This window comes from Erythrobacter sp. 'gip.4 top 5' (assembly GCF_056495765.1).
This window is the reverse complement of sequence record NZ_CP200270.1, coordinates 999,412-1,021,976: the sequence shown is the minus strand read 5'-3', so window position 1 is coordinate 1,021,976 and position 22,565 is coordinate 999,412. Positions and strand designations below refer to the sequence as shown.

Sequence of the window (22,565 nt, the reverse complement as noted above, 5' to 3'; positions counted from 1 at the left end):
TGCCGTGGCTGCTGAACGGCAAATCCGATGGGTTCCCGCATCAGCCATTGAAAAAAGCGATTTGTGCAATCGCACAAATAACCTTTTGTGCAGCGCAATAATCCCTATTTGAGCAGGACAAGTTTCCGCCCAACCTCTTCACCCCATCACAAGGACAAACTCCCATGGGTATTATCGGTTCGACACTTCAGCCCTTCAAGGCCACAGCATTCCAGGCTGGCAAGGACTTCTTCGACGTCACCAGCGAAGATCTCGCCGGCAAGTGGTCGGTGTTCTTCTTCTACCCTGCCGACTGGACCTTTGTCTGCCCGACCGAACTGGAAGACATGGGCGAAAAGTACAGCCAGCTCCAGACCATGGGCGTTGAAGTATTCGCCGTCAGCACCGACACGCATTTCAGCCACAAGGCATGGCACGACAATTCGGACAAGATCAGCAAGCTGACCTTCCCGTTCCTGGGTGACCAGAACCACGTATTGTCGAACCAGTTTGGCGTGCTGCGTCAGGATTCGGGCCTTGCTGACCGTGCAACCTTCGTGGTCGATCCGGACGGCGTGATCCAGATCATGGAAATCACCTGTGAAGGCGTGGGCCGCAATGCCAACGAACTGACACGCAAGATCAAGGCCGCGCAATATGTGCGCGCAAACCCCGGTCAGGTCTGCCCGGCGGCGTGGGAAGAAGGCGGCGATACGCTGGCCCCCTCGCTCGACCTCGTCGGCAAGATCTAAGACCGGCGTCACGAATACGGTCAGCGCGCGGCTCTCCCCCCTCCCCCACGCCGCGCACTGACCGAAAAATCCCGAGAGCCTCGAAGCCCTCGGGTCGTAGCCGGGACCGGATGTCTCTTACGCCTCTCCCCTCCCCCCCTTAGTCGGGCGAGGCGACGGCATCCGGTTCCGCGTTACCTGCTTACCGAACACCCCAGAATTGACGCGCGGGCGGTTCCCCCTGCGCCACGGAGGACATCATCATGCTCGACGCCGCCATGCAGGCCCAGCTCAAGACCTATCTCGCCAACTTTCGCGAAGGCGTGGAACTGGTCGCCTCGCTCGATGACAGCGAAAAGTCGCGCCAGACGCGCGCGCTGATCGAACAGATCGCCGCGCAGCACGATCTTGTGACCGCGCAGTTCGATGGCACGGACGATCGCAAGCCCAGCTTCATCATCCGCCGCGCCAGCGACGCGGCCAAGTGGGTGCGCTTTGCCGGGCTGCCGATGGGCCACGAATTCACCTCGCTTGTGCTCGCGCTGCTGTGGGCCGGTGGCCACCCGCCCAAGGTTGACGCTGACCTGATCGAACAGGTCCGCGCACTGGAAGGCGATTACAATTTCGAAATGTTCTTCTCACTCACCTGCCACAATTGCCCCGATGTGGTGCAGGCGCTGACGCTGATGGCGCTGGAAAACCCGCGCATCACCGCAACGCTGATCGAAGGCGGCACTTTCAAGGACGAAGTCGAGCGGCGCGACATCATGGCCGTGCCGGCGACCTTCCTGAACGGGGAGAGCTTCTACAACGGCAAGCTGGAACTGGCCGAGATCCTGGCCAAGCTGGACGTGAACGCCGGTGCCAAGCAGGCAGAAAAGCTGGCCGCCAAGGATGCGTTTGAAGTGCTCGTCATCGGCGGCGGCCCTGCCGGTGCCGCCGCTGCAGTCTACACCGCGCGCAAGGGTTTCCGCACCGGGATCGCGGCTGAACGCTTTGGCGGGCAGTTGATGGACACGCTGGGGATCGAGAACCTCCCCGGCACGGTGTACACCGAAGGCCCCAAGCTGACCGACAGTCTGAAAAACCAGATCGGTGAATATGACATCGATCTGATGGATCTGGCCCGCACGGTCGAGCTCCGGCCCGCTGCCGAAACCGGCGGCCTGCATGAAGTCGTAATGGCCAACGGCGCCAGCCTCAAGGCGCGCTCACTGGTCCTGTCGACCGGTGCGCGCTGGCGCAATCTGGGCGTTCCGGGCGAAGCGGAGTATCGCAACAAGGGCGTGGCCTATTGCCCGCACTGCGATGGCCCGCTGTTCAAGGGCAAGCGCATCGCGGTGATCGGCGGTGGCAATTCCGGCGTCGAAGCGGCGATCGACCTCGCCGGGGTGGTCAGCCATGTCACGCTGGTCGAATTCGATACCAAACTGCGCGCGGACGAAGTGCTGCAACGCAAGCTGCGCTCAATGCCGAATGTCGAGATCATCACCAATGGTCAGACCACCGAGGTACTGGGCGACGGCACGCGCGTGAACGGGCTGGTGATCAAGGACCGTGCCACGGGCGATGAACGCACCATCACGCTGGCAGGCGTGTTCATCCAGATCGGTCTGGTGCCCAACACTGAATGGCTGCGCGATATCGGGTTGGAATTGTCCAAGCACGGCGAAATCATTATCGACGGTCACGGCGCGACCAATCTGCCGGGTATTTACGCGGCGGGCGATTGCACCACTGTGCCACACAAGCAGATCGTGGTGGCGATGGGCGAAGGCGCCAAGGCTGGCCTGGGCGCGTTCGACTTCCTGATCCGTAACGAACCAGTCGCAGCGATTGCCGAAGCTGCGTAAACCGCTTCAAACCATGCCATACAACGTGAACGGGCTTCCGATCGGGAGCCCGTTTTCGTTTGGCCCGCCTCTCTGCACAGCATACACCCTCTAATCGCCTTACTCGCTTAAAAAGCGCGTATTAATCGATTGGACGCACCGTCCTGAAAAAGCCATTGTTGCCTCACAGGTTCGCCGCACTGGTGCGAGTCTGGATCTACGAGGAGACATATCATGGACGCAAAGACCGGAGATATCAGCGGTTGTCCGTTCCACGGCAGCAACGAAATGCGCAATCTGCTGGGCCGCACCAACCGCGATTGGTGGCCGCAGGCGCTGCAGGTCGACATCCTGACCGAACGTGGCCGGAGCGCGAACCCCTATGGCGAAGATTTCGACTACGCCGAGGCGTTCAATACGCTCGATTACGCCGCGCTCAAGGCCGATCTGACCGCGCTGATGACCGACAGCCAGCCTTGGTGGCCGGCCGATTACGGGCACTATGGTCCGTTCTTCATCCGCATGGCCTGGCACGCGGCGGGCACCTACCGCACCGGTGACGGGCGCGGCGGCTCGAACAGCGGCCAGCAACGATTTGCCCCCCTCAATTCCTGGCCTGACAACGGCAACCTCGACAAGGCGCGTCGCCTGCTGTGGCCGATCAAGCAGAAGTACGGCAAGAACATCAGCTGGGCCGATCTGTTCATCCTGACCGGCAACGTCGCGATCGAAAGCATGGGCGGACCCGTGTTCGGTTTTGGCGGCGGCCGTGCCGACGTCTATGAGCCGGAAAGCGTCTATTGGGGCACTGAAGAACAGTGGGTCAACGAAGATGCGCCGACGCGCATCTACCCCAAGGAAGGCCGCGCGCTGGAAAACCCGCTCGCCGCGATCCAGATGGGCCTCATCTACGTCAATCCCGAAGGACCGCAGGGCAACCCGCATGATCCCGAAGGTATGGCCCGCGACATGCGCGAAACCTTCGCCCGCATGGCGATGAATGACGAGGAAACCGTGGCGCTCACCGCTGGTGGCCACGCCTTTGGCAAGTGCCACGGCGCGCATCCCGCCGACAGCTTCGGCGGCGCACCGGAAAGCGAAGACCTGCACCTGATGGGTTTTGGCTGGCTGAACGACGAGGAAGAAATCGCCCGCGGCAACATCACCACGTCGGGCATTGAAGGCGCGTGGACACCCAACCCGACACAGTGGGGCGGCGACTATTTCCGGCTGCTGTTCAAATATGACTTCGAACTGGTGACATCGCCCGCCGGTGCGCATCAGTGGACGCCGATCAACCCTGATCCGGAAGACATGGCGCCCGACGCACGCGATCCATCCAAGAAGGTGCCGACGATCATGACCACCGCCGACATGGCGTTGAAGCGTGATCCGGAATATCGCAAGATCTCCGAGCGGTTCCTGAACGATCAGGCCGCGCTGGACGATGCCTTTGCGCGCGCATGGTTCAAGCTGTGTCACCGCGACATGGGGTCCAAGGTCAAGTATCTCGGCCCCGAAGTGCCGGAAGAAACCTTGATCTGGATGGATCCGGTCCCCGAAGGCACCACGCCTGCGGATGCCGACATCGCCCGGTTCAAGGAAGTGATCCTTGGCAGCGGTCTTTCCGTGCGCGAGTTGGTCAAGGCGGCGTGGGCGTCAGCCTCGACCTATCGCAACTCGGACCATCGCGGCGGCGCCAATGGTGCACGCATCCGGCTCGAACCGCAGCGGTCATGGGCGGTCAATGACCCGGAGGAACTGGGCAAGGTGCTCGATACCATCGAAGCGCACCGTGGCAGTCTGTCCATGGCCGATGCGATCGTGCTGGCCGGCAATGCCGCGGTCGAGAAAGCCGCGCGCGACGCGGGGCATGACGTGACCGTACCCTTCATGGGCGGGCGCGGCGATGCGACCGACGAACACACCGACGCTGAAAGCTTCGAGGCGCTGGAGCCGTTTGCCGATGGCTTCCGCAATTACCTCAGGACCAAGGCGCAGGTCCGCACCGAAGAAATGATGATCGACCGGGCCCATCTGCTCGGGCTTTCGATCCCGGAACTGGCGGTGCTGGTCGGCGGAATGCGAGCGATGGGTGCCGTCAGCGATCATGCTCAGCACGGGCATCGCATCGGGGTGTTGACCGACACGCCAGGCTCGCTGACGCCGGACTTCTTCCGCAACCTGCTCGACATGAACACCAAGTGGGCGCCGGTCGATGAAAGCGGTGACGAAGAATATGTCGGCACCGATCGCGCAACCGGCACGGAAAAGTGGCGGGCCACCCGCACCGATCTGGTGTTCGGATCAAACTCGCTCCTGCGAGCGCAAGCGGAAGTCTATGCCGAGACCGGAAACGAGGGCAAGTTCGTGTGCGACTTCATCTCGGCCTGGAACAAGGTGATGAACGCGGACCGCTTTGATGTGAGCTGGGCCAAGTATCACTGAGACGCAGTGATGCGCTGACTTCAGAAAAGGCCTCCGGTGGCGACACCGGGGGCCTTTTTCGTTGCCGCTATAAGGGCGGCTCAGATCCAGCGCGCCTCACGCAAGACAGCGACATTGGCGCGGGCCACGGGCGCTTCGGTCCCGCGGGCAAGCCTCAGCCGGATATTGCGCCCGTTGCGCAGCACATCCTCGACCGCGTGGCGTGCCACCCACCAGCTGCGGTGCACCTGCATCCCTTCACCCTCGACCAGCGCCATCGCATCGCGCAGCCGCATCAGCACCAGCGCCGAGCCGAGCGCAGTGTGGACACGGACATAGTGATCCTCCATCTCCAGCGCGATGATATCGCTACCGATTTCGGCCGGAAGCTGATCGACCAGCGGATTGGGCGGCGGATTGGGCGGCGGCGTGGATGAAGGCGGCGGCGGTGCGGGCGCAAACACCGGCGACAGCATCGGCGCGGGGATAGGGCCGGGCGCTGCCATCGGCGGCGGCGCAGCATCGGTGACGGACGCGTGCTGCCCCGGCTTGGCGAGGTTGAAAAAGACCGTCACCGCGCCGCCGATCACCAGCACCGAAAAATAGGTCGCCAGCGCCGATTCCAGTCCGGGCCATGAGGGTGCATCGGGCAGACTGCTGACCGCGATGACGGCGAACGACATCGGAAAGGTCGCAATCAGACACGTGCCGATCAGCAGCGCCCAGCGCGGCAAATCGAGTGCGCGATGCGCCCAAGTCGCGAGCGGGTCCATCGGGCGGTAGAAAATATAGCCGAGCAGCGCAAAACCGATCCAGCTGGCAATCCGCACCGGCAGCGGCGCGGCGATACTGCCAAACGGTCCGATCACTCCCAGAAACACGCCGATCGCCGCCATCACCGTCAGATCGATCATGATCCGTCGGATGAGCAAGCGGCGTTGCGGGGCAAGCTGCGGGTCCATCACCAATAGGTGCCTGCCCATTCACGCTTCGTAAAGTGGCAGAGCGCCGGTTTTGCGGGACATTTCGCGCAAAGCCCGCACGATTGACGAAGGCACGGTTGCCCGCAAACGGCGCGGCAGCATCCTGATCCGGCAAGCAACACACCGCCTTCAAGGAGACCTGCCATGACCGCCATCACCCTGCCCTTCGGCGCCGCCGCCGCTTCGAAATCCATCCATTTCGACATCGGCCCCGTGGCCCGCACCGCCGTCAGCCTTGCGTGTTTCACCATGAGCTTTGCGGTCGTGCTGGCACTGGGGCGGGCGGGGCTGGGGATGGTCGACAATCTGCATCACTACAACAAGCTGCCCGTCATCATCCATGTCGCCGCCGTGCTGCCGACGATCCCGCTGGGCGGCTGGTTGCTGCTGGCGAAAAAGGGCACCGCGCTGCACAAGCAGCTTGGCAAGCTGTGGCTGGTGCTGATGCTGATCACCGCGACATCGGCGATCTTCATCCAGACCTCGGGGGGCTTCAGCTGGATCCACCTGTTCGTACCGATGACATTCCTTGCCGCCTGGAAGGTCGTGGCGACAGCGCGGCGCGGCGATATTCAGGCGCACAAGCGGCATCTGGTGTTCACCTATCTGACTGCTCTGATGCTGCCGGGTCTTGCCGCCTTCCTGATCCCCGGACGGTTGATGAACGTTATGCTGCTGGGCTGAAGCGCAGGCGTCAGGCAGGAAGCGCCAGATGCTTGGCACCGAACACCGATTGCCAGCTCGCAATCTCCTCCACCACCGCATCATCAAGCGCATGGATCAGATCGGCCGTCGCAGGATAGGTCAGCGCATCGGGCGCACCGGACAACAGCAAGCCGATGCGCACCTCGATCTCACCCAGCTTTTGTGCCGCCGCCTTGGAGATCGCGGCAAACCGTTCAAAGTCCCCGAAATAGCGGATCCCGGCGAGGTTCGCGCCCAATGTCGGGAACGCGACCCCGAGGAATGTAAAGAGGGGCGATAGGTCTGCCGCCAACGCCTTGGGCAGCATCCCCGCAAGCCCTGCGCCCTTCAGCGCCAGATAGGCCGCGACCGAGGCGACCGCGAGCGCGAAACAGGCCTCTGCTGTCTTGTCGAGCCGGTGGTGGACCCGCTCCAGCCGGTGGGCCTTGGCCTCGTGATAGGCGCGCTGCTCCGCCACATGGGGCAGCACCGTGCCCGTCAGCCCGGCGCGCAGATAATCGCGCGTCACCCTGACCTGCGGCAGTCCGACATCGCGCAAGGCATGGCGGGCGAAGTGTTCGGGCCATTCAGCGCCTTCTCCGCTGCGCGCCCAGCGCCCCGTCGGGCGGGCCACGCCCATCAGCAGCAGCGCCGGCGCGTGGCGCAGATATTCCGCCACCCGCCGCATCGCGAACCAGCGGCGGTGCCAGCCCAGTCGTGATCCCGCCGCCGTCATCACCAAGATCCCGCCGAGCAGCACCAGCTCCACCAGCGCGAAGGCCCACTTGATCTCGCCCAGCCCGGTGGGAAGGAAGGCAATGCCGATAATCACTGCCAAAATCGCCAGCACGAAATTGACCATCATCCCGCTGCGATAGGCATCGGCAAGGCGGCTGGCTATGCCATCGGCCCAAGCGAACATCGGCAGCACCTCGCGTGCCAGCTGGCGCACCACATTCGGATCGCCGCCCGGCATCGCCTGCGCTGCGGCGATGACCCCTGCATGGCTTCCATCGGCAATGGCATCGGGCGCTTCATAGGTCAGCCGGAGCGATCCGAACACCCGCCCCCCGCCTCCAAACACCCGTTCGATCCGGCGGTAGAAGCCAAACGCGCGCGCGCTGTGCGGGCGCCAGTGTTCCTTGGCGAGCAACGCCGGGCTCCAGTCCTCCACAAGCGCTGCGGCGCGGATGATCGCTTCCAACCGGGCGGCGTCAGCCCCTCCTTCGGGAACGGGCTGCGCCAGTTCCTCGGGCCGGGCGAGGATGCGCCACGCCTCGGGCGTGGCCGGATTGATCAGCAACACCGGCGTGCCCATCTGCAAGGCGGCAACGATGGTATGCCCCGTCCCGCCCGGAAGATTGGCGACCCTGCCGTCCCACACCGCGATCACGAGATCGGTGCGCTCGATCATCACGCGCCCGGCCAGCGCGACATTGCCCGAGGCCAGCGCGTCGAAACTGCGTGCAGCGGCGCGGTTGCCCGGATCAGCGATGACAGCGCGCCACAGCGCCGCGATCTCGGCATCGCGGTCGGCCAGTTCGAACAGGCTGGCCGACCGCGTCACGGCGCGGATTGCAGCGGCTCTGGCCTCGACCTCCGGGTCGCTCGCCATGCCGCCCGCCAGCAGCGCATCAGCATCCTCCAGCGTTGTGGGGTGCGCATTGATCGCGATATTGAGCGCCGCGCCAAAGGGCATCGGCACTGCCAGCTCCCAGCCCTGCGCCAAAGCCTGCTCGGCCGCGACCTGATCGGCGCCGTCCACCATCAGGCTGTGCAATCGCACCGCCCCGCGGCTGCCGGGAAGGCAGATGGCGATGGCTTCAATGCGGGCAAACAGCGCCGCAAGCGCCGCCGAAATCGCGGCTGAATAGGCGTGGTAAGCCGGGTTTGATGCGCGATGCCCGGTAATGCCGAGCGCGATATGCGGCTGCCAATTGTCACGAATATGGGGAGGCAGGCTCGCTGGTATCGGCATGTCGTATCCCCCCGGCGATGCCTGCCGCCGCACGCATCGGCTCATGCATAACCGTACGCCTTGCCTGCTTACAAGCATCGAAGGGTCATGGTGGTCGGCGCGGTTGCGAACGTTCCGGCAGTTACCCGTCGGTCAGGGTCAGGTTAGACCCTCTCTAGACCCATCCAGCCCTGCCCCTGCGCCATGTTTCATGTGAAACATCGCGCAGGAGTGAGGCCCGTTTCTTACTCCGCCGATGCCGCTTCGGCGCCCTCAGACGCCGGGGGCGCGCCCATTCCGATCGGATTGCCGGTCGGGTCCATCTCAGCTTCGCCAGCGGTCGCATCATCGCCTGCCATCGACATTGTTTCGGCAGGCGCCATCATGTCCGTTGCGGTGGGATCGACCGCCGGCACTTCTTCCGTCTTGTCCCCGCAGCCACTCAGCACAAGCGCGCCTGCAACCAGCGCCGCCGCCGTGATCATTGTCTTCATGGTCTTTCCCCTGTTGCCGCCCCCTGCGGGCCGCGGCGAAAGCTATCATGAGGCTAGCCGCAAAAGCAAATCCTTGAACGCAGGCTCCCCTCGCAGCGGATCGAGCAGCGGGTCATTGGGGGCCCACAGCAGGCCGGGATCAAGCGCTGCCAACGCGCCGTTCAACAAGCCCATTGCGGTGTCCGTTGCGCCGCGCTGGGCATGGACTTCGGCCTGCTGATAGCGACTGTCGCCATACCCCTTGACCAATGCCGCCAGCGCCGCGTTCGATCCGGCAGCATCGCCCAGCCGATGCGCAGCAATCGCCTGGGCGGTAAGTGCATAGGCCTCCCCCTGCTCTGCCTTGGCTGCCTCCAGCGCGCCGGCGGCATCGCCTTGGAGCAACCGCGCGATCGCAATGGCAAACTGCGCGCTGGCAAGACTGGGGTTGAGCGCCAGCGCCTTTTGCATCCGGTCAATCACCGCCGAATAATCACGCGCGAACAACGCGATATATCCAGCGGACCGAAATGCGCGCGCATTGAGCGGATCGAGTTCGAGCACCTGATCGATCATCCGCGACGCCTGCGCCGGGTCTTCGCCATAGGCCAGAAAACTTGCCACGGCGCGCAACACATCGGCATCGCCCGGTGCGAGTTCCCGCGCCGCTGTGTAATGGGGCATCGCTTCAGCCCGCTTGAGCCAGCCATTATTGCGCACGAACCCCAACGCCAGATGCCCGCGCGCCAGCCGCTGTTCCAAAGCCAGAGACCGCTGCGCCGCTGCCATCGCTTGCGTAAACAGTTGGCGCGATTCCGGGCCATCGCTGGCGGCGTTGTTCGCGATCGAGGCCAACATGCTCGACCGCATGGCATGGGCGGCGGCATATCCGGCATCGGCAGCAATCGCAGCATCAAACTGTTCGAGCGCGGCGCGATCGGTCTGTTCACCGGCGCCAAGATCATACAGCGCCATGCCGCGCAGGAACGCTTCATAGGCGGCGACCGATTGCGTCCCGCCGATGTCCTGCTGCGCGCCAGCGGCAGCCTTGGCCTCACGGTCGCCCGCAACTTGCGCCACAAGCGAAAGCGCCACCGTTTGCGCGATTTCCGATTGCACCGCGAAAACATCTTCCAGCGCGCGGTCAAAGGTTTCCGCCCACAGCACCAGACCGCCATCAATCGCGAGCAGTTCTGTCGTCACCCGCACCCGCGCCGTATCGCGCTGCACACTGCCGCGCAGGATATTGCCGACGCCAAGCGTGCGACCGATGGCAAAATCATCCTCCCCCTCGATCGCGTTGGAGGACGTCGGGGCTGCCACCCTGAGACGCGGATTACGGGCAAGGATGCTGCGCAATTCGCGGGCCAGCCCGTCGGAAAAATACTTCTTGTCCGGATCGCCGGTTTCGTTGGCGAAGGGCAGCACCACCATTGAAATCGCCGCTGTCGCTGGGGACCCGAATATCCCGAACTGCCATACGCCCAGCACGCCGACACCCCCAACAGCCGCTGCGCCCCCCAGCATCACGGCGCGGCGTGAGAGCGTGAAACCGTCGCTTCGCGATGAGGTGGACGGCGGCTCAGCAGGCGGCAGTGGGACACCGGCTGGCCGGACCAAGGGAAGCGCTGGCGCGGGCGAGACACCGCTGACCTTAGCCCGCACAGCCACCAGAATGCGCGCGGCCTCGGCGCTGTCCGCCGATCCATCCCATTCGCTGATATCGAGCAGCTGAAACTGGCGAAACCCGAGCGGTGCCATCGTCCCGTCGATTGTCAGCGGAACCAGACAGCCGCGTTCGCGCCCACGCTGGGCCTCATCGCGGGCCCAATGGGAATTGACCGCAGTGGCCGACCACAGCACCACCACACAGGCCGCTTCCTCCAGCGCGGCCTCGGTGGTCTGGAGAAAGTTCTCGCCGCCCTCCAGCCGCCCGTCCCACCACACGTCAAACCCGGCCTGTTCGAGCAGGTCGATAACCTGCCGGGCACGGGCCACATCTGCGCGCGCGTAGCTCATAAACAGCAGCGGGGGCGCGCTGGCTGGACTGTCGTCGCCGCTCTCCATATTGGCCCACCCCCCTTTGCGCACGTCCCCTGTGTCCCCGTGCTACCGCGAAACGGCCCTTTGCGCGAATCAATCATGCCTACGCACCGGCAGCCGGCGGTGCCGGTTTTGCTTGACGATCCTGATACATGATATAATCGTGATATCGTAATTATATCGCATAAGGAGCTTCGTCATGTCCTCTTCCGATACCCATGCCCTGAACCGCAGCCGGGAAGTTCCAGCGTCGACGCAGAGCGGCTATGTGATGTTGCTGGTCAGCCTTGTTCTCATTGCGCTGGCGGTCTGGCTGTTCTTCGCCGCCGTCTCCCCCGAGGAGGCCAATGGCCTGATGGTGACCGGGGCGATCATCTCTGCCGTGGTCGGCTTGCTCATCCTGTGCGGCTTCTACATGATCAATCCGAACGAAGCCGCGGCGATCCAGCTATTCGGCGCTTACAAGGGCACCGACCGAACCGAAGGCCTGCGCTGGGTGCTCCCGTGGCTGACCCGCAGCAAGATCGCGGTGCGCGCCAACAACGTCATCTCCGAAAAGATCAAGGTCAACGACGCGCGCGGCAATCCGATCGAGATGGCGGCGCAGGTCGTCTGGCGTGTCACCGACACCGCGCAGGCGCTTTATGATGTCGATGACTACCGCGAATTCGTCACCGCGCAGATGGAAGCGGCCGTGCGCGCGATCGGGTCACGCTACCCCTATGACGATATCGAGCATCTCGAAATCACGCTACGCGGCAATCACGAGGAAGTCGGCGTAGAACTGCGCGCCGCCCTGATCGAGCGCCTGACCGTGGCGGGCATCACGGTCGATGAATGCGGCCTCACCCACCTTGCCTATGCCCCGGAAGTCGCCAGCGCGATGCTGCGCCGCCAGCAAGCCGAGGCGGTGATCGCCGCGCGTGCCAAGCTGGTCGAGGGCGCGGTGTCGATGGTCGAAATGGCGCTTACGCTGCTGAGCGAAAAGGGCGTGGTGGAACTCGACGATGAACGCCGCGCCGCGATGGTGTCCAACCTGATGGTCGTGCTGTGCGCCGAGCAGGAGGCCCAGCCGGTCATCAACGCGGGATCGCTTTACTGACACCACCCCATGCCGTCCAAGAAAGCCTTTCCCCTGCGCCTTGATCCGGCGCTGCACGATGCGGTCCAGCGGCTTGCCGATACCGATTTGCGCAGCGTGAACGCCGAGATCGAGGTGCTGCTGCGCGAAGCACTGGCCCGGCGTGGGGTAAAGGTGGCCCGCAGCGAAACCCCGCGCCGCGGGCGGCCGTTGGCGTCAGACCAGAAGCAAATAAAGAGCAATTGACCGCGTTTCCGACGAGGAAATTGTGTTAAAATTCCGCGGTTACGCGTGATCGCTGCAGCTTCGTCCTACTATTTGAAACTTCCTATGCGACCTTACTAAGCGTTTCTCGACATGACATGATTTGCGCTTCAAGTTTTTTCATTCTGTCACGCTGTTCCTTGAGCAACCTAATTACACCCTTCTTGCTTTCGGAAGCACCCCGATTGGCTTCGTCTTCGACCAGATATTCGTCGAAAGCTTTCTCAAGTTCGGAATTGTATTTGTGAAGTGTGAAGGCTGTGTCCGCGGCAACATTGAAGCTTTCGGCGGCCTTTTGTAGCACTTGCTTCGTGGCACTAGTGTATTCGTTTGTTTTCAAGACTTGGAAGGCACTAGCGCAGGCAATACCTTTTACACTTTTTGCCACTTCGCCAAGCACACCCATCTTGTCGTTGGCAAGGCCAGCCGAGAAGGTTTTTGAAACGGCCGAACTGAATTCCGATAAGCATTCTTCAACCTGAGTCTTGCCTCCGCCTTGGGCAATGGCATCTACGGTACCATCATAGAACCCGCGTCCGTCGAAAACTCCGGCAGCCGCCTCGCCAATCGGCGTGGCAAACCCTTTGTAACGCTGCAGCAGATCGAGTTGCTTCGCCGCCATTATCGATTTTCCTGCCACTTTCTGTGGAATGAAATTCGAAGCCATATCAACAAACGCCTCGGCAGTAGCTGATATCAGGCGCAGCGCGAGCAAGCCCTGGTTAGCGATCTTTTTATGGTCATTGCCCGTTTCGAATTCCGTGATGGCCTTCTCCAATTCGCCGATTCGGGACTGATAATCATCAACCTTCTTCTGCATCAAAGGAAGGTCGGCATAAGAGCACGAAACGGCACTTTTCGAACTTGTAATTTCATCGACCATTTTCTTCCCCTCATCCAAAATCGTAATTAAACCCGCTGTCGCCAGCCTTCACCGCAATGCTGCTCACCGCTGCGCCATCCATCTGCTTTTCCAACAGTTGCACCGACATTTCGGGCAGCATGGTGTTGGTCAGGATGTTGTCGATCATGCGGCCGCCTGAATCACCATCAGTGCAGCGCGCCACGATGTGTTCGACCACGTCGTCGCCATAGGTAAAGGCGATCTTGTGGTTGCCTTGGATGCGCTTCTTGATGCGGTTGAGCTGAATCCGCACGATCCCGCCGAGCATTTCCTTGCTGAGCGGCACATAGGCAAGCTGAACTGTTCGCCCGATCAGCGCCGGCGGAAACACCTTCAGCAATTCGGGCCGCAGCGCAGTTGCCATGGCTTCGGGTTCCGGCGTCAATTCAGGATCGGACGTCATGTCCATAATCAGATCGGTACCGCAATTGCTGGTCAGCAGGATCAGGGTATTCTTGAAATCGATGTAGCGCCCCTCGGCATCGTTCATGAAACCCTTGTCGAACACCTGGAAGAACATCTCATGCACATCAGGGTGGGCTTTCTCCACCTCGTCGAGCAGCACCACCGAATAGGGCCGCCGCCGCACCGCCTCGGTCAACACCCCGCCCTGCCCGTAACCGACGTAACCGGCCGGCGCGCCCTTCAGCGTCGAGACGGTGTGCGCCTCCTGAAATTCGCTCATGTTGATGGTGATCATCGATTCCTCGCCTGCAAAAAGCAGCTCGGACAGGACCACCGCGGTTTCGGTCTTGCCGACACCGGACGGGCCACACAGCATGAACACGCCCACCGGCTTGTTCGGGTTATCGAGCTTGGCACGGCTGGTCTGGATACGCTTGGCGATGGCGTCCATCGCGTGATCCTGCCCGATCACGCGGGCCTTCATGCGTTCGGCCAGATCAAGTGTGGACTTGATCTCGTCCTTGACCATCCGCCCAACCGGAATGCCAGTCCAGTCCGCGACCACGGCGGACACGGCATCGCTGTCAACCACGCCGAACACCATCGGATCATCGCCCTGCGCAACATGAAGCGCATCAAGCGCTTGCGCCAACGCGGCCCGGGCGGCGGCTTCATCTCCTGCAGTTTCAGCCCCCTCCTCCACCGGCGCGCGGGCGGCGGTCAGCGCGTCGCGGGCTCCGACCACCTTGGCGAGCGCGACCTTCTCACCTTCCCACTTGGCCATGGCGTCATCCAGCGCCGCCTTGGCCTCTTCGATTTCGGCCACGATCTTCTCGTGCCGGTCATCATCGCGATACTGCGCCCCGCGCTCGCGCTCGACCACGTCCTTTTCAACTTCGAGCAGTTCTAGCCGCCGCTTGCGATCCTCGACCCGCGCTGGCGTGCCGTGCTGCGATACCGCGACACGCGCGGCGGCGGTATCAAGCAGGCTCACCGCCTTATCGGGCAGTTGGCGGGCCGGCACATAGCGCTGCGACAGGGTCACGGCGGCATCGACCGCTTCGTCAAGCACCACCGTCTGGTGATGTTTTTCCATCATCGGCGCGATCGCGCGGATCATCAGGATCGCCTTCTCCCGGTCCGGCTCGGCGATGTCGACGGTCTGGAAGCGGCGGGTCAGCGCCGGATCTTTTTCAAAATACTGGCGGTATTCGGCGTAGGTGGTCGCGCCAATGGTGCGCAGGTTGCCCCGCGCCAGCGCGGGTTTGAGCAGGTTGGCGGCGTCGCCTGTCCCCGCAGCGCCGCCCGCGCCGACCAGGGTGTGAATCTCATCAATGAACAGGATGATCGGCGTGGCCGACCCTTCAACCTCGTCGATAACGGCACGTAGGCGCTTTTCAAACTCGCCCTTCACGCTCGCGCCCGCCTGCATCATGCCGATGTCGAGCGTGCGCAGCGTCACCCCGCGCAGCGATGGCGGCACATCGCCTTCGGCCAGCCGCTTGGCAAAGCCTTCGACCACCGCGGTCTTGCCCACGCCCGCCTCACCCACCAGAATCGGGTTGTTCTGGCGGCGGCGCAACAGGATATCGACCAGTTGGCGCACCTCGGCATCGCGGCCGATGATGGTTTCGATCTTGCCGTCCTTGGCCGATTGCGTGAGGTCGATGGAGTATTGCGCCAGCGCGCTGCCTTCGCCCGTCGCGCCGCCTGAACCGGCACCAGCCCCGCCGCCGCCCCCGCCCGCATCGGCGGCCGCACCCGCCACTTGCGTCGTTTCGGTCGAGCCGCGCATCACGTTCTCAAAATCGCTTGCCAGTCTGTTGGCGTCGATCTTGCGGAATTCCAGGCTGACGTTCTGCAACGCGTTGCGCAGCGTGTTGGTTTTCAGCATCCCGTAGATCAGATGCCCGGTGCGCACCTTGGCCGCGCCGAATTGCAGCGAGGCGTAAAGCCAGCCCTTCTCAATCGCTTCCTCGATCTGCGGCGAAAAGTCCGAAATCGCGCTCGCCCCGCGGGGTAGCGCATCAAGCGCTGCCACCGCATCACGCGCAAGCTGCGCATCGTCGATATTGAAGGCGCGGCGGATCGCAGCGACATCGTTCTGGGAATCCTGCAACAGGATATGCAGCCAGTGCACCAGTTCGACATAAGGGTTGCCGCGCATCTTGCAGAAGCCGGTGGCGCTTTCGATGGCCTTCAGAGCCGTCGGGTTGAGGCGCCCGAACAGGGCAGATCGGCTGATTTCGGTCATGTCATTCGTCCCCCAAGACGCGCGCTCTTCTGCAATCCGGCAGAGGAGCGGCGCAAATGCACATTGTCGCGAAGATCGTCATTGGCCGGCTGGCCAATCCACGACGACCAGCCAAGCTGCGCGGTATCGCCCAGCCGCACAGGGCGTACCTCGGCCTGCGGCAGGCACAGCGTCATGCCCCATTCGAGGTGCGAGGGCGCCAGCGCATCGAGCGCCTGTGCTGCCAGCGCAAACTGATCGCCACCGGGCAGCAGGCGGCGGAATTGCTGATGGGTCTGCGCGGTAATCCGCACTTCAAAGCGGTCCGCCACGAGATAGACCTGCCGCCCCAGCAGCGCATCGCCAAGCCTGTGATGGCACACGCCAAGCCGGGTCTGATCCTCCGCCGCGATATCGCGCATCACCGGCACGAATTCGCGCAAGCTCACCGGCAGGCCGAGAAGGTGCTGCAATCCGCCGGTGATTGCGCCTGCGCTGCGACGCGAGGCGAACAGGGCGGCATAATGCAGCCGGGCGCTGGCCGAGAACGGCGATTGCTCGCTCGCCCCTTCGCGTGCGCCTGTCAGCGCGCCGATGAAGTCGGCAAAATGATCATCCTCCAGCCGGTCCGCCTGCACCGCCGGCTGCGACACGGCCCAGGCACGGTAGAACAATTGCAGGAAGCGCCCGGCCAACAGATCGAGAAAATCGCCAAACGGGTAGGATTTGGCAAAGCGGCGCTCATAGGCAGCAAATTCGGTCAGATGCAGCGGCAGTGGCGACATTGGCCCCGTCAGGCCAAGCCAATACCCCGATGCCTCGGCGCGCCCGGCCTCAATCACGACCTGGTCCAGCGTCGAGGCGGGAAAACGGGTGTGGGGCACCTGTCGCAGCCGTACGACGTCCTGCGAAGGGAGCCGGCTGCGCCCGACGCCGGGCTTGCCCAACGCCCGCGCCGCCAGCCCGCGCACCAGCGCGAACAGGCTGAACCGCTTGGGCGCGGCAGCCGCGCGTTCCGCAAAGGTCAGATAGGCTCGCGCGTCCCGATCCTCGGTGGCCATTTGGCAACCTCCCCCTGCTGCTTGGAATAGAAATGGGTTTCGGTGAAGGAATTGACCGTCACGAACCCGGCGAGAAATCGCTCGATCACGGCGCTGAACAGGAAGATGCGCGATTGATCGAAGGCGGCATCGTCCAGTTCGATATCAATCCGCAGCCCGCGGGCGAGCGCCATGCGCCCCAGTCCCGGCACCCGGCGGGTCACGTGCGTACCCTTGACCCCGACAATCCCGTCGATCTGCGAACGCATCACCGGATCATCCGCCCGGCCGTAAAGCGCGAGGTGGTTGCGCAGCATCTCGCCATCACCGCCGCCTTCACCCACTAGGCTGGCATAATTGGGTGTCAGGTGGCCGATCACGCGCCACGCCGCATCACCCAGCCCCAACGGCGGCAGGGGCCGGGTGGGCGAGCGCACGATCTTGATTGCACGCGCTGCCACGCTGGGCGCCGTCAGATGGAAATCACCCGACACCTTCAGATCGACCGGCAGTTCGCGATTGGTGACCAACGCCCGCAACGCCAGATCATGCACGCTTTCCAGACGCCCCGGATCACCCGGACTGGTCAGTGAGATGAACATATCGGTCCCGATATAATCCTCCCGCCCACGCATCCGCCGTTCCTTGCGCGACATCTGCCGCAACCGCAGCCGCGTGGTGTAATACAGCGCGGAACGGTAATCATACAGCAGTGAGCCATAGGAATAGAGCGGCGCCACTTCGCGCGGGTTCTGGTTCTGCCGATCGAAGGCTTCGACCTTCAGCAGCCGGAACACCTCGAAATCCAGCGGCCCATCCCGATCAGCCACCACCTGAAATTCGTGGTTCTCCTCACTGAACGTGACCCGGCTCAACGGCTTTTCGAACAAGTTGATCGCCGGGGTGGCGAACAATCGCAGATTGTTGGTCCCCACCGATTGCACCAGTACGTCGGACGACCGGGCGAACAGGATGGTGATCTCCACCGCCTTGCTCGACAGCGCCAGCGCGCGCTGCAAGGACCGCAGCTTGATGAAACGGAAACGTTCCGGGCAGGCAAAATATTCGGTCAGCAACCGGTAAGCCGACAATGTGCGGCCATCCCCCGGCAGGAGCGCGCAATCCTCGCCAAAGCCGTGCTGCACCGGCGTGTCGAGCAACACCGAGGCCGCCCCTGCCACATCGAGCGGTCGGGCCACCACCGCGATCGCCTCGCCAATCAACTGGCGGTACAGTTCGTTTGCCACGCCTTCACCGCCATCGAGATAGATGGGCAGGTCATCAGCGGCGATGGCCGAAAGGTCGGCCCCGTCCTGCGCCTCAAGCCGGATCGTCAGCGCCGCCTGCGCCCGCACGCCGGCCTGATCGGCAAAGCGCGCTGCCCCGGCCCGGCTGCCGACATATTCTGCCGAAGCGATGGTCAGCGGCCACAAGGTGACGTCCTGACCGCTTTGGAAGATCACCGGTGTGCGCGATTTGCCCTGCGGTTCAGCCGAAAACGGCGTGCCACGCGGGATCAGATGCCCGCGCGCCAGGCCCGGATCGCCCAGAACCGGGTCGATCCCGATGACGCACATTGACGGCGTCGGCGCGAGGTAATGCGGCTGGACCGCTTGCAGCAGGTGCTGGGTGAACTCGGGAAACTGATCATCGAGCTTGAGCTGCACCCGGCTCGAGAGGAACGCCACGCCTTCGAGCAAGCGTTCGACATAGGGATCACGCTCACCGCCAGTCAGGCCCAGCCGGGTTGCTACGGTTTCATGCTTGGCGGCAAATTCAAGCGACTGGACCCGCAAATACTCCAGCTCGGCCTCGTAATATTCGACCAGCCGGGGATCCATCACTCGCTCACTTCGACATTCATGGTCTCTAGATCGACATCGGTTTTCAGCCGGATCGGCAGTGCCTGCGGGCCGCCCATAATCTCGCCCTCGATCACGAAGCCGACCTTGCCTGATCCATCCACGCGCCCGCGCGGTTCCACGCGCAGACTGGCAGGGTTGATGCGCGGTTCGAAGCGCAGGATCGCGCGGCGGATTTCGCGTGCCTGCTCGCGCGCGGCCTCACGCCCAAGCGTGCGACCGGCAAAATCGCGCACTCCGAAATTGAGGACGGAATCGCGCACATGCGGATGGCCCGACAGATCCTGCGTCGATTCAAACGAGATCGTGTTGAGCAGCCACGCCAGATCGCGTGTCACCGAGGCGCGCAGCGATTTTTCGGTAAAGCGTTCAAGGTTGGCGACCGCGAAATTACGGAAATCCTCACGCCCGACCGTGGGCATGTCGGCATCAACAGACAGGCCACCGAAATCATTGCCCGACGCCAGCTTGTCGAACAACGTGGGCGTGAGACGGATCTTGACCGCCATCGTCAGCCCGTCCGCAAGGTCAATTCGCGCAATTCCTGCACCGGCACTTCGCTGCCGTCGGAAAAGGCGAACAATCTGTGGCCCAACGGGTGTTCGCCGCGTTCGTCGGCGACCCAGCCCGTGGCAGTGCCGCGTACCATCGCGGCGTCATCCGTCGCTTCACTGCCGGGATAGCGCAGCGGGATGAACCCTGCCACCCGCGCGCCCTGAACCAGCCCGAACTCGGCTTGTATCCACACCGTATCGCGCAGGTCGACAGGCTCGTTGATCGTGAGACTTTCGAGCGCGCAGAACGGCATCAGTCCATACCGCCCGGCGATAATCGCTTCGGTCACCGGGCCAAGCCGCGGGTCGGCATCGGCAATCCAGTCAAAACTCAGACCGGCATCAGTGGTGCCGGAGGTGGTGGGCGCAGCATCGAAGACCTGCGCATAAAGCGCCTCGGCGTCCGCGCTGCCATTCTGGCGCGCCAACAGCGCGGCCGACAGCGCCTCGCCCCATGCAATCTTGGCAAGAAGGGTCGCCGGCTGCGTTCCGGCAAACACCTGCGCGCGCACGGCTTCACCGGCGATGCACTGGGTGTAGGCGACCGACAGCATACGCGCTTCGGGATCGAGCTTCGCCAGCGTTTCCAGCTGCGCCTTGGCCCGATCCCATTCGCCCAGCAGAGCGCACATCTGGAACAGGAACATGCGAACCCCGACACTGCCGGGGTTCGCACGCACTTCTTCGATCAGCTGCTGGCGGGCACCAGCGACATCGCCCGAGGCAAGCAGTTCGTCAGCCTTGACCATCCATTGCCTCGCTGCCCACCAGAGGGCTGATTAACCGGCCTTGTTAAGCAGAACGTCGAAGAAGCCTTCGACCTTGCCCTTCGACGTGCCCTTTTCATCGCGCTGATCGTAGATCTGGCGAATTTTGGCATAGGTCAGGCTGCCGCTTTCGTCGGCGTTGCTGGATGCCGAGAAGTTGTAGGTGTTCACCACCACGTTCTCGAGCTCGTACTTGAGAAAGTCGATTTTCTTGTCGTCACCGACGTTCGACTGGAACGCAATCACACCCTTGGGGATCACCTTGCCAGCCGCGCAGGCCTTGAACAAAGCAACGGACGTCTTGTCGACTTCCTTCGAAAAGGCGATGTCGCCCATGTTCGCCTGGCCCTTCGAAACGGTCTTTGAAGCGTTGTTGTAGGACGAGGAATTGAACGCCGAAAAGCTGAAGCTGGCCAGCTTGATTTCGTTCGGGTGCGCCTCATCGGTGGATTCACCCTCAATCCCGTCGAGTTTCAGAAAGATCGAAACTTCCATGTTAGTTCTCCATCGCTTGGAAATGCATCACGCCATTCAATCTTATTTGCCCTGAGGCAGCTGCGACACCATGCTGACGCTCACGTCCATGCCTTCCAACTGGTGGTGGGGCACAAACAGGAAGCGGCTTTTATAGTAGCCCGGATTCTCGGGATCCGGTTCAACAGTGACCTCGGCACGCTTCAGCGGGAGACGTGCCTTGGTTTCTTCAGTGGCCGAATCCGGGTCGGCGGTAACATACTGGTGAACCCAGTCGCTGAGATCGGCCTGAAGCTGCGGCCCTTCGCGCGTGCCGCCAATCCAGTCGCGCACCATGCACTTGAGGTAATGGGCAAACCGGCAGCTGGCGAACAGGTAGGGAAGCCGCGCCGCCAGCCGCGCATTGGCTGTAGCATTGGGATCATCATATTTGGCCGGTTTGTGCACGGTCTGCGATCCGATGAAGGTCGCATCGGTAGTGCCCTTGCGATGGATCAGCGGGATCAGCCCTAGATCGGAAAGCTCAGCCTCACGCCGGTCGGAAATCGCCACTTCGGTCGGGCATTTCTGGTCGACCCCGCCATCATCGGTGGGGAAGGTGGCCAGTGGCAGATCCTTGACCGTGCCACCCGATTCCACGCCGCGGATGCGCGTGCACCAGCCATATTCGCGGAATGCGGCATTGATGCGCACGCCCATCGCATAGGCAGAGTTCACCCACAGGTGCTTGTCATGTTCGCCGTCGGTCACTTCGTCGAAGGCGAACTCGTCGATCGGGTTGTCCTTCATCGAATAGGTCGCACGGCCCAAAATCCGCGGCATCGTCAGCGCCAGATACTTGCTATCGTCCGAGCTGCGGAAGGCGTTCCAGGCAGCGTGTTCGGTGGTGTCGAACCGGTTGGCCAGATCGCGCGGGTCGGACACTTCGGTCCAGGTATCCATGCCCAGCAGGTTGGAATCCGCCGCCGAAATCATCGGTGCGTGCGAGGCCGCGCCGATCCGGGCGAGGCCTTTCATCACGTTCAGGTCTTTGGACGAATGGTCGAAATACATATCGCACACAAAGGCGCCGAACGGCGTGCCGCCCAGCTGTCCGAACTCGGACTCGTAAACCTTCTTGAACAGCGGGCTCTGATCCCACGCATTGCCGCGATCGCGTCTGCGACCTGTGCGTGGTCCAGCTTCGATGGATCCGATGCCATCATATCCTCCGATACGAACACGAGAAAAATGCGCCCGGCGGACGCATCACAAAACCTTATTCGCTTGCTTCAGCGGGGCCGGCGCCCTGGTCAGCGCCCTGCGCTGCACTGAGGGCCTTGAGCAGGCTTTCGTCCTGCATCACCTTTTCGAGCAATTCGGTGGCGTTCTGCTTGCCATCCATGGCGATCAGCAGATCGTTCAGCTGGCGGCGCGCCTCGAGCAGCTTGGCAAGCGCAGGCACCGCCTCGGCGATCTTGCCGGGGTCGAAGTCGTCCATTTTCTTGAATGTCAGATCGACCGCCAGTTTGCCTTCGCCTTCGATCGCATTGTCCACGAAGAAGGCCGCGCGCGGTGCGATGGCGGACATGCGCTTGTCGAAATTGTCGACATCGAATTCGAGGAAGTCACGATCCTTGAGGTCTTTCTTGGCAACTTCGCTTTTGCCGGAAAGATCGGAGATGACGCCCATGACAAACGGCAGTTCAACCGATTTTCGCGCACCATAGGTTTCGACGTCGTAAGAAATGTGCACCCGCGGCGAACGGTTGCGACTGATGAACTTCTGTCCGGAATCCGACATTATATTCCCCCCTTGATCGGTCCTGAAACTGTTTCAGCAAATACGAACTGCGAATCGCCTTACCGACCGTTGAAAGACTTGATCAACTA

General features: G+C 62.7%; 19 protein-coding genes. 6 read left to right on the top strand and 13 right to left on the bottom strand.

Annotation, left to right across the window (positions count from 1 at the left end; translation table 11 throughout):
* Window positions 1–164: 164 nt before the first annotated feature.
* The 3 genes from ahpC to katG all read left to right on the top strand — a co-directional run bounded on the left by ahpC (window position 165) and on the right by katG (window position 4,990).
* Entirely contained in the window at window positions 165–731 is a 567-nt protein-coding gene (ahpC, locus tag ACRANW_RS04810; RefSeq protein WP_479433398.1) for an alkyl hydroperoxide reductase subunit C, read from the top strand.
* A 242-nt stretch (window positions 732–973) separates the two neighbouring features.
* Entirely contained in the window at window positions 974–2,563 is a 1,590-nt protein-coding gene (gene ahpF / locus ACRANW_RS04805) for an alkyl hydroperoxide reductase subunit F (protein ID WP_479433397.1), read from the top strand.
* Between the two features lie 213 nt (window positions 2,564–2,776).
* On the top strand, window positions 2,777–4,990 hold the full coding sequence (gene katG / locus ACRANW_RS04800; RefSeq protein ID WP_479433396.1) for a catalase/peroxidase HPI: 2,214 nt from the start codon (window positions 2,777–2,779) through the stop codon (window positions 4,988–4,990).
* Between the two features lie 80 nt (window positions 4,991–5,070).
* Here katG and ACRANW_RS04795 read toward each other — a convergent pair whose 3' ends face one another.
* Window positions 5,071–5,883 carry a LytTR family DNA-binding domain-containing protein gene (locus ACRANW_RS04795; protein ID WP_479433395.1) on the bottom strand — a complete coding sequence of 271 codons (813 nt, stop codon included), beginning with the start codon at window positions 5,881–5,883 and terminating at the stop codon, window positions 5,071–5,073.
* Between the two features lie 213 nt (window positions 5,884–6,096).
* On the opposite strand from ACRANW_RS04795, the gene ACRANW_RS04790 reads away from it, so the two are divergent.
* The gene (locus tag ACRANW_RS04790; protein ID WP_479433394.1) at window positions 6,097–6,636 is read left to right on the top strand and encodes a DUF2306 domain-containing protein; all 540 of its coding nucleotides are present in this window, start codon (window positions 6,097–6,099) and stop codon (window positions 6,634–6,636) included.
* A gap of 10 nt (window positions 6,637–6,646) precedes the next feature.
* Here the strand turns inward: ACRANW_RS04790 and ACRANW_RS04785 are convergent, their stop codons facing one another.
* The 3 genes from ACRANW_RS04785 to ACRANW_RS04775 form a co-directional block, all read right to left on the bottom strand.
* Complete coding sequence (locus ACRANW_RS04785; RefSeq protein WP_479433393.1) at window positions 6,647–8,659, bottom strand: hypothetical protein; 2,013 nt, start codon at window positions 8,657–8,659, stop codon at window positions 6,647–6,649.
* 179 nt (window positions 8,660–8,838) lie between these two features.
* The gene (locus ACRANW_RS04780; protein ID WP_479433392.1) at window positions 8,839–9,087 is read right to left on the bottom strand and encodes a hypothetical protein; all 249 of its coding nucleotides are present in this window, start codon (window positions 9,085–9,087) and stop codon (window positions 8,839–8,841) included.
* Window positions 9,088–9,132: 45 nt separating this feature from the next.
* A complete protein-coding gene (locus tag ACRANW_RS04775) occupies window positions 9,133–11,133 on the bottom strand; it encodes a TIR domain-containing protein (protein ID WP_479433391.1) in 2,001 nt (666 codons plus the stop codon).
* A 175-nt stretch (window positions 11,134–11,308) separates the two neighbouring features.
* Here ACRANW_RS04775 and ACRANW_RS04770 point away from each other — a divergent pair, with 175 nt between their 5' ends.
* Both ACRANW_RS04770 and ACRANW_RS04765 read left to right on the top strand, forming a co-directional pair.
* Window positions 11,309–12,211, top strand: a complete 903-nt coding sequence (locus tag ACRANW_RS04770) for an SPFH domain-containing protein (protein ID WP_479433390.1) — start codon at window positions 11,309–11,311, stop codon at window positions 12,209–12,211.
* Window positions 12,212–12,220: 9 nt separating this feature from the next.
* Window positions 12,221–12,436, top strand: a complete 216-nt coding sequence (locus ACRANW_RS04765) for a type II toxin-antitoxin system antitoxin (RefSeq protein WP_479433389.1) — start codon at window positions 12,221–12,223, stop codon at window positions 12,434–12,436.
* 82 nt (window positions 12,437–12,518) lie between these two features.
* Here ACRANW_RS04765 and ACRANW_RS04760 read toward each other — a convergent pair whose 3' ends face one another.
* From ACRANW_RS04760 to tssB, 9 genes are all read right to left on the bottom strand, one after another.
* Window positions 12,519–13,337, bottom strand: a complete 819-nt coding sequence (locus tag ACRANW_RS04760; protein ID WP_479433388.1) for a hypothetical protein — start codon at window positions 13,335–13,337, stop codon at window positions 12,519–12,521.
* 10 nt (window positions 13,338–13,347) lie between these two features.
* Window positions 13,348–16,017, bottom strand: a complete 2,670-nt coding sequence (gene tssH, locus ACRANW_RS04755; RefSeq protein ID WP_479433387.1) for a type VI secretion system ATPase TssH — start codon at window positions 16,015–16,017, stop codon at window positions 13,348–13,350.
* Window positions 16,014–17,057 carry a type VI secretion system baseplate subunit TssG gene (gene tssG, locus ACRANW_RS04750; RefSeq protein WP_479433386.1) on the bottom strand — a complete coding sequence of 348 codons (1,044 nt, stop codon included), beginning with the start codon at window positions 17,055–17,057 and terminating at the stop codon, window positions 16,014–16,016. The genes tssH and tssG overlap by 4 nt, the downstream gene beginning before the upstream one ends.
* Window positions 17,021–18,877, bottom strand: a complete 1,857-nt coding sequence (tssF, locus tag ACRANW_RS04745) for a type VI secretion system baseplate subunit TssF (RefSeq protein WP_479433385.1) — start codon at window positions 18,875–18,877, stop codon at window positions 17,021–17,023. Before tssF ends, tssG begins: the two co-directional genes overlap by 37 nt.
* A complete protein-coding gene (gene tssE, locus ACRANW_RS04740) occupies window positions 18,877–19,407 on the bottom strand; it encodes a type VI secretion system baseplate subunit TssE (protein ID WP_479433384.1) in 531 nt (176 codons plus the stop codon). The genes tssF and tssE overlap by 1 nt, the downstream gene beginning before the upstream one ends.
* A gap of 2 nt (window positions 19,408–19,409) precedes the next feature.
* Window positions 19,410–20,201 (bottom strand): type VI secretion system accessory protein TagJ, encoded by a 792-nt coding sequence (locus ACRANW_RS04735; RefSeq protein WP_479433383.1) that lies wholly within the window; start codon window positions 20,199–20,201, stop codon window positions 19,410–19,412.
* Window positions 20,202–20,231: 30 nt separating this feature from the next.
* On the bottom strand, window positions 20,232–20,714 hold the full coding sequence (locus ACRANW_RS04730) for an Hcp family type VI secretion system effector (RefSeq protein ID WP_479433382.1): 483 nt from the start codon (window positions 20,712–20,714) through the stop codon (window positions 20,232–20,234).
* Between the two features lie 42 nt (window positions 20,715–20,756).
* On the bottom strand, window positions 20,757–21,881 hold the full coding sequence (tssC, locus tag ACRANW_RS04725) for a type VI secretion system contractile sheath large subunit (protein ID WP_479433868.1): 1,125 nt from the start codon (window positions 21,879–21,881) through the stop codon (window positions 20,757–20,759).
* A 70-nt stretch (window positions 21,882–21,951) separates the two neighbouring features.
* The gene (gene tssB, locus ACRANW_RS04720; protein WP_479433381.1) at window positions 21,952–22,476 is read right to left on the bottom strand and encodes a type VI secretion system contractile sheath small subunit; all 525 of its coding nucleotides are present in this window, start codon (window positions 22,474–22,476) and stop codon (window positions 21,952–21,954) included.
* Window positions 22,477–22,565 lie beyond the last annotated feature (89 nt).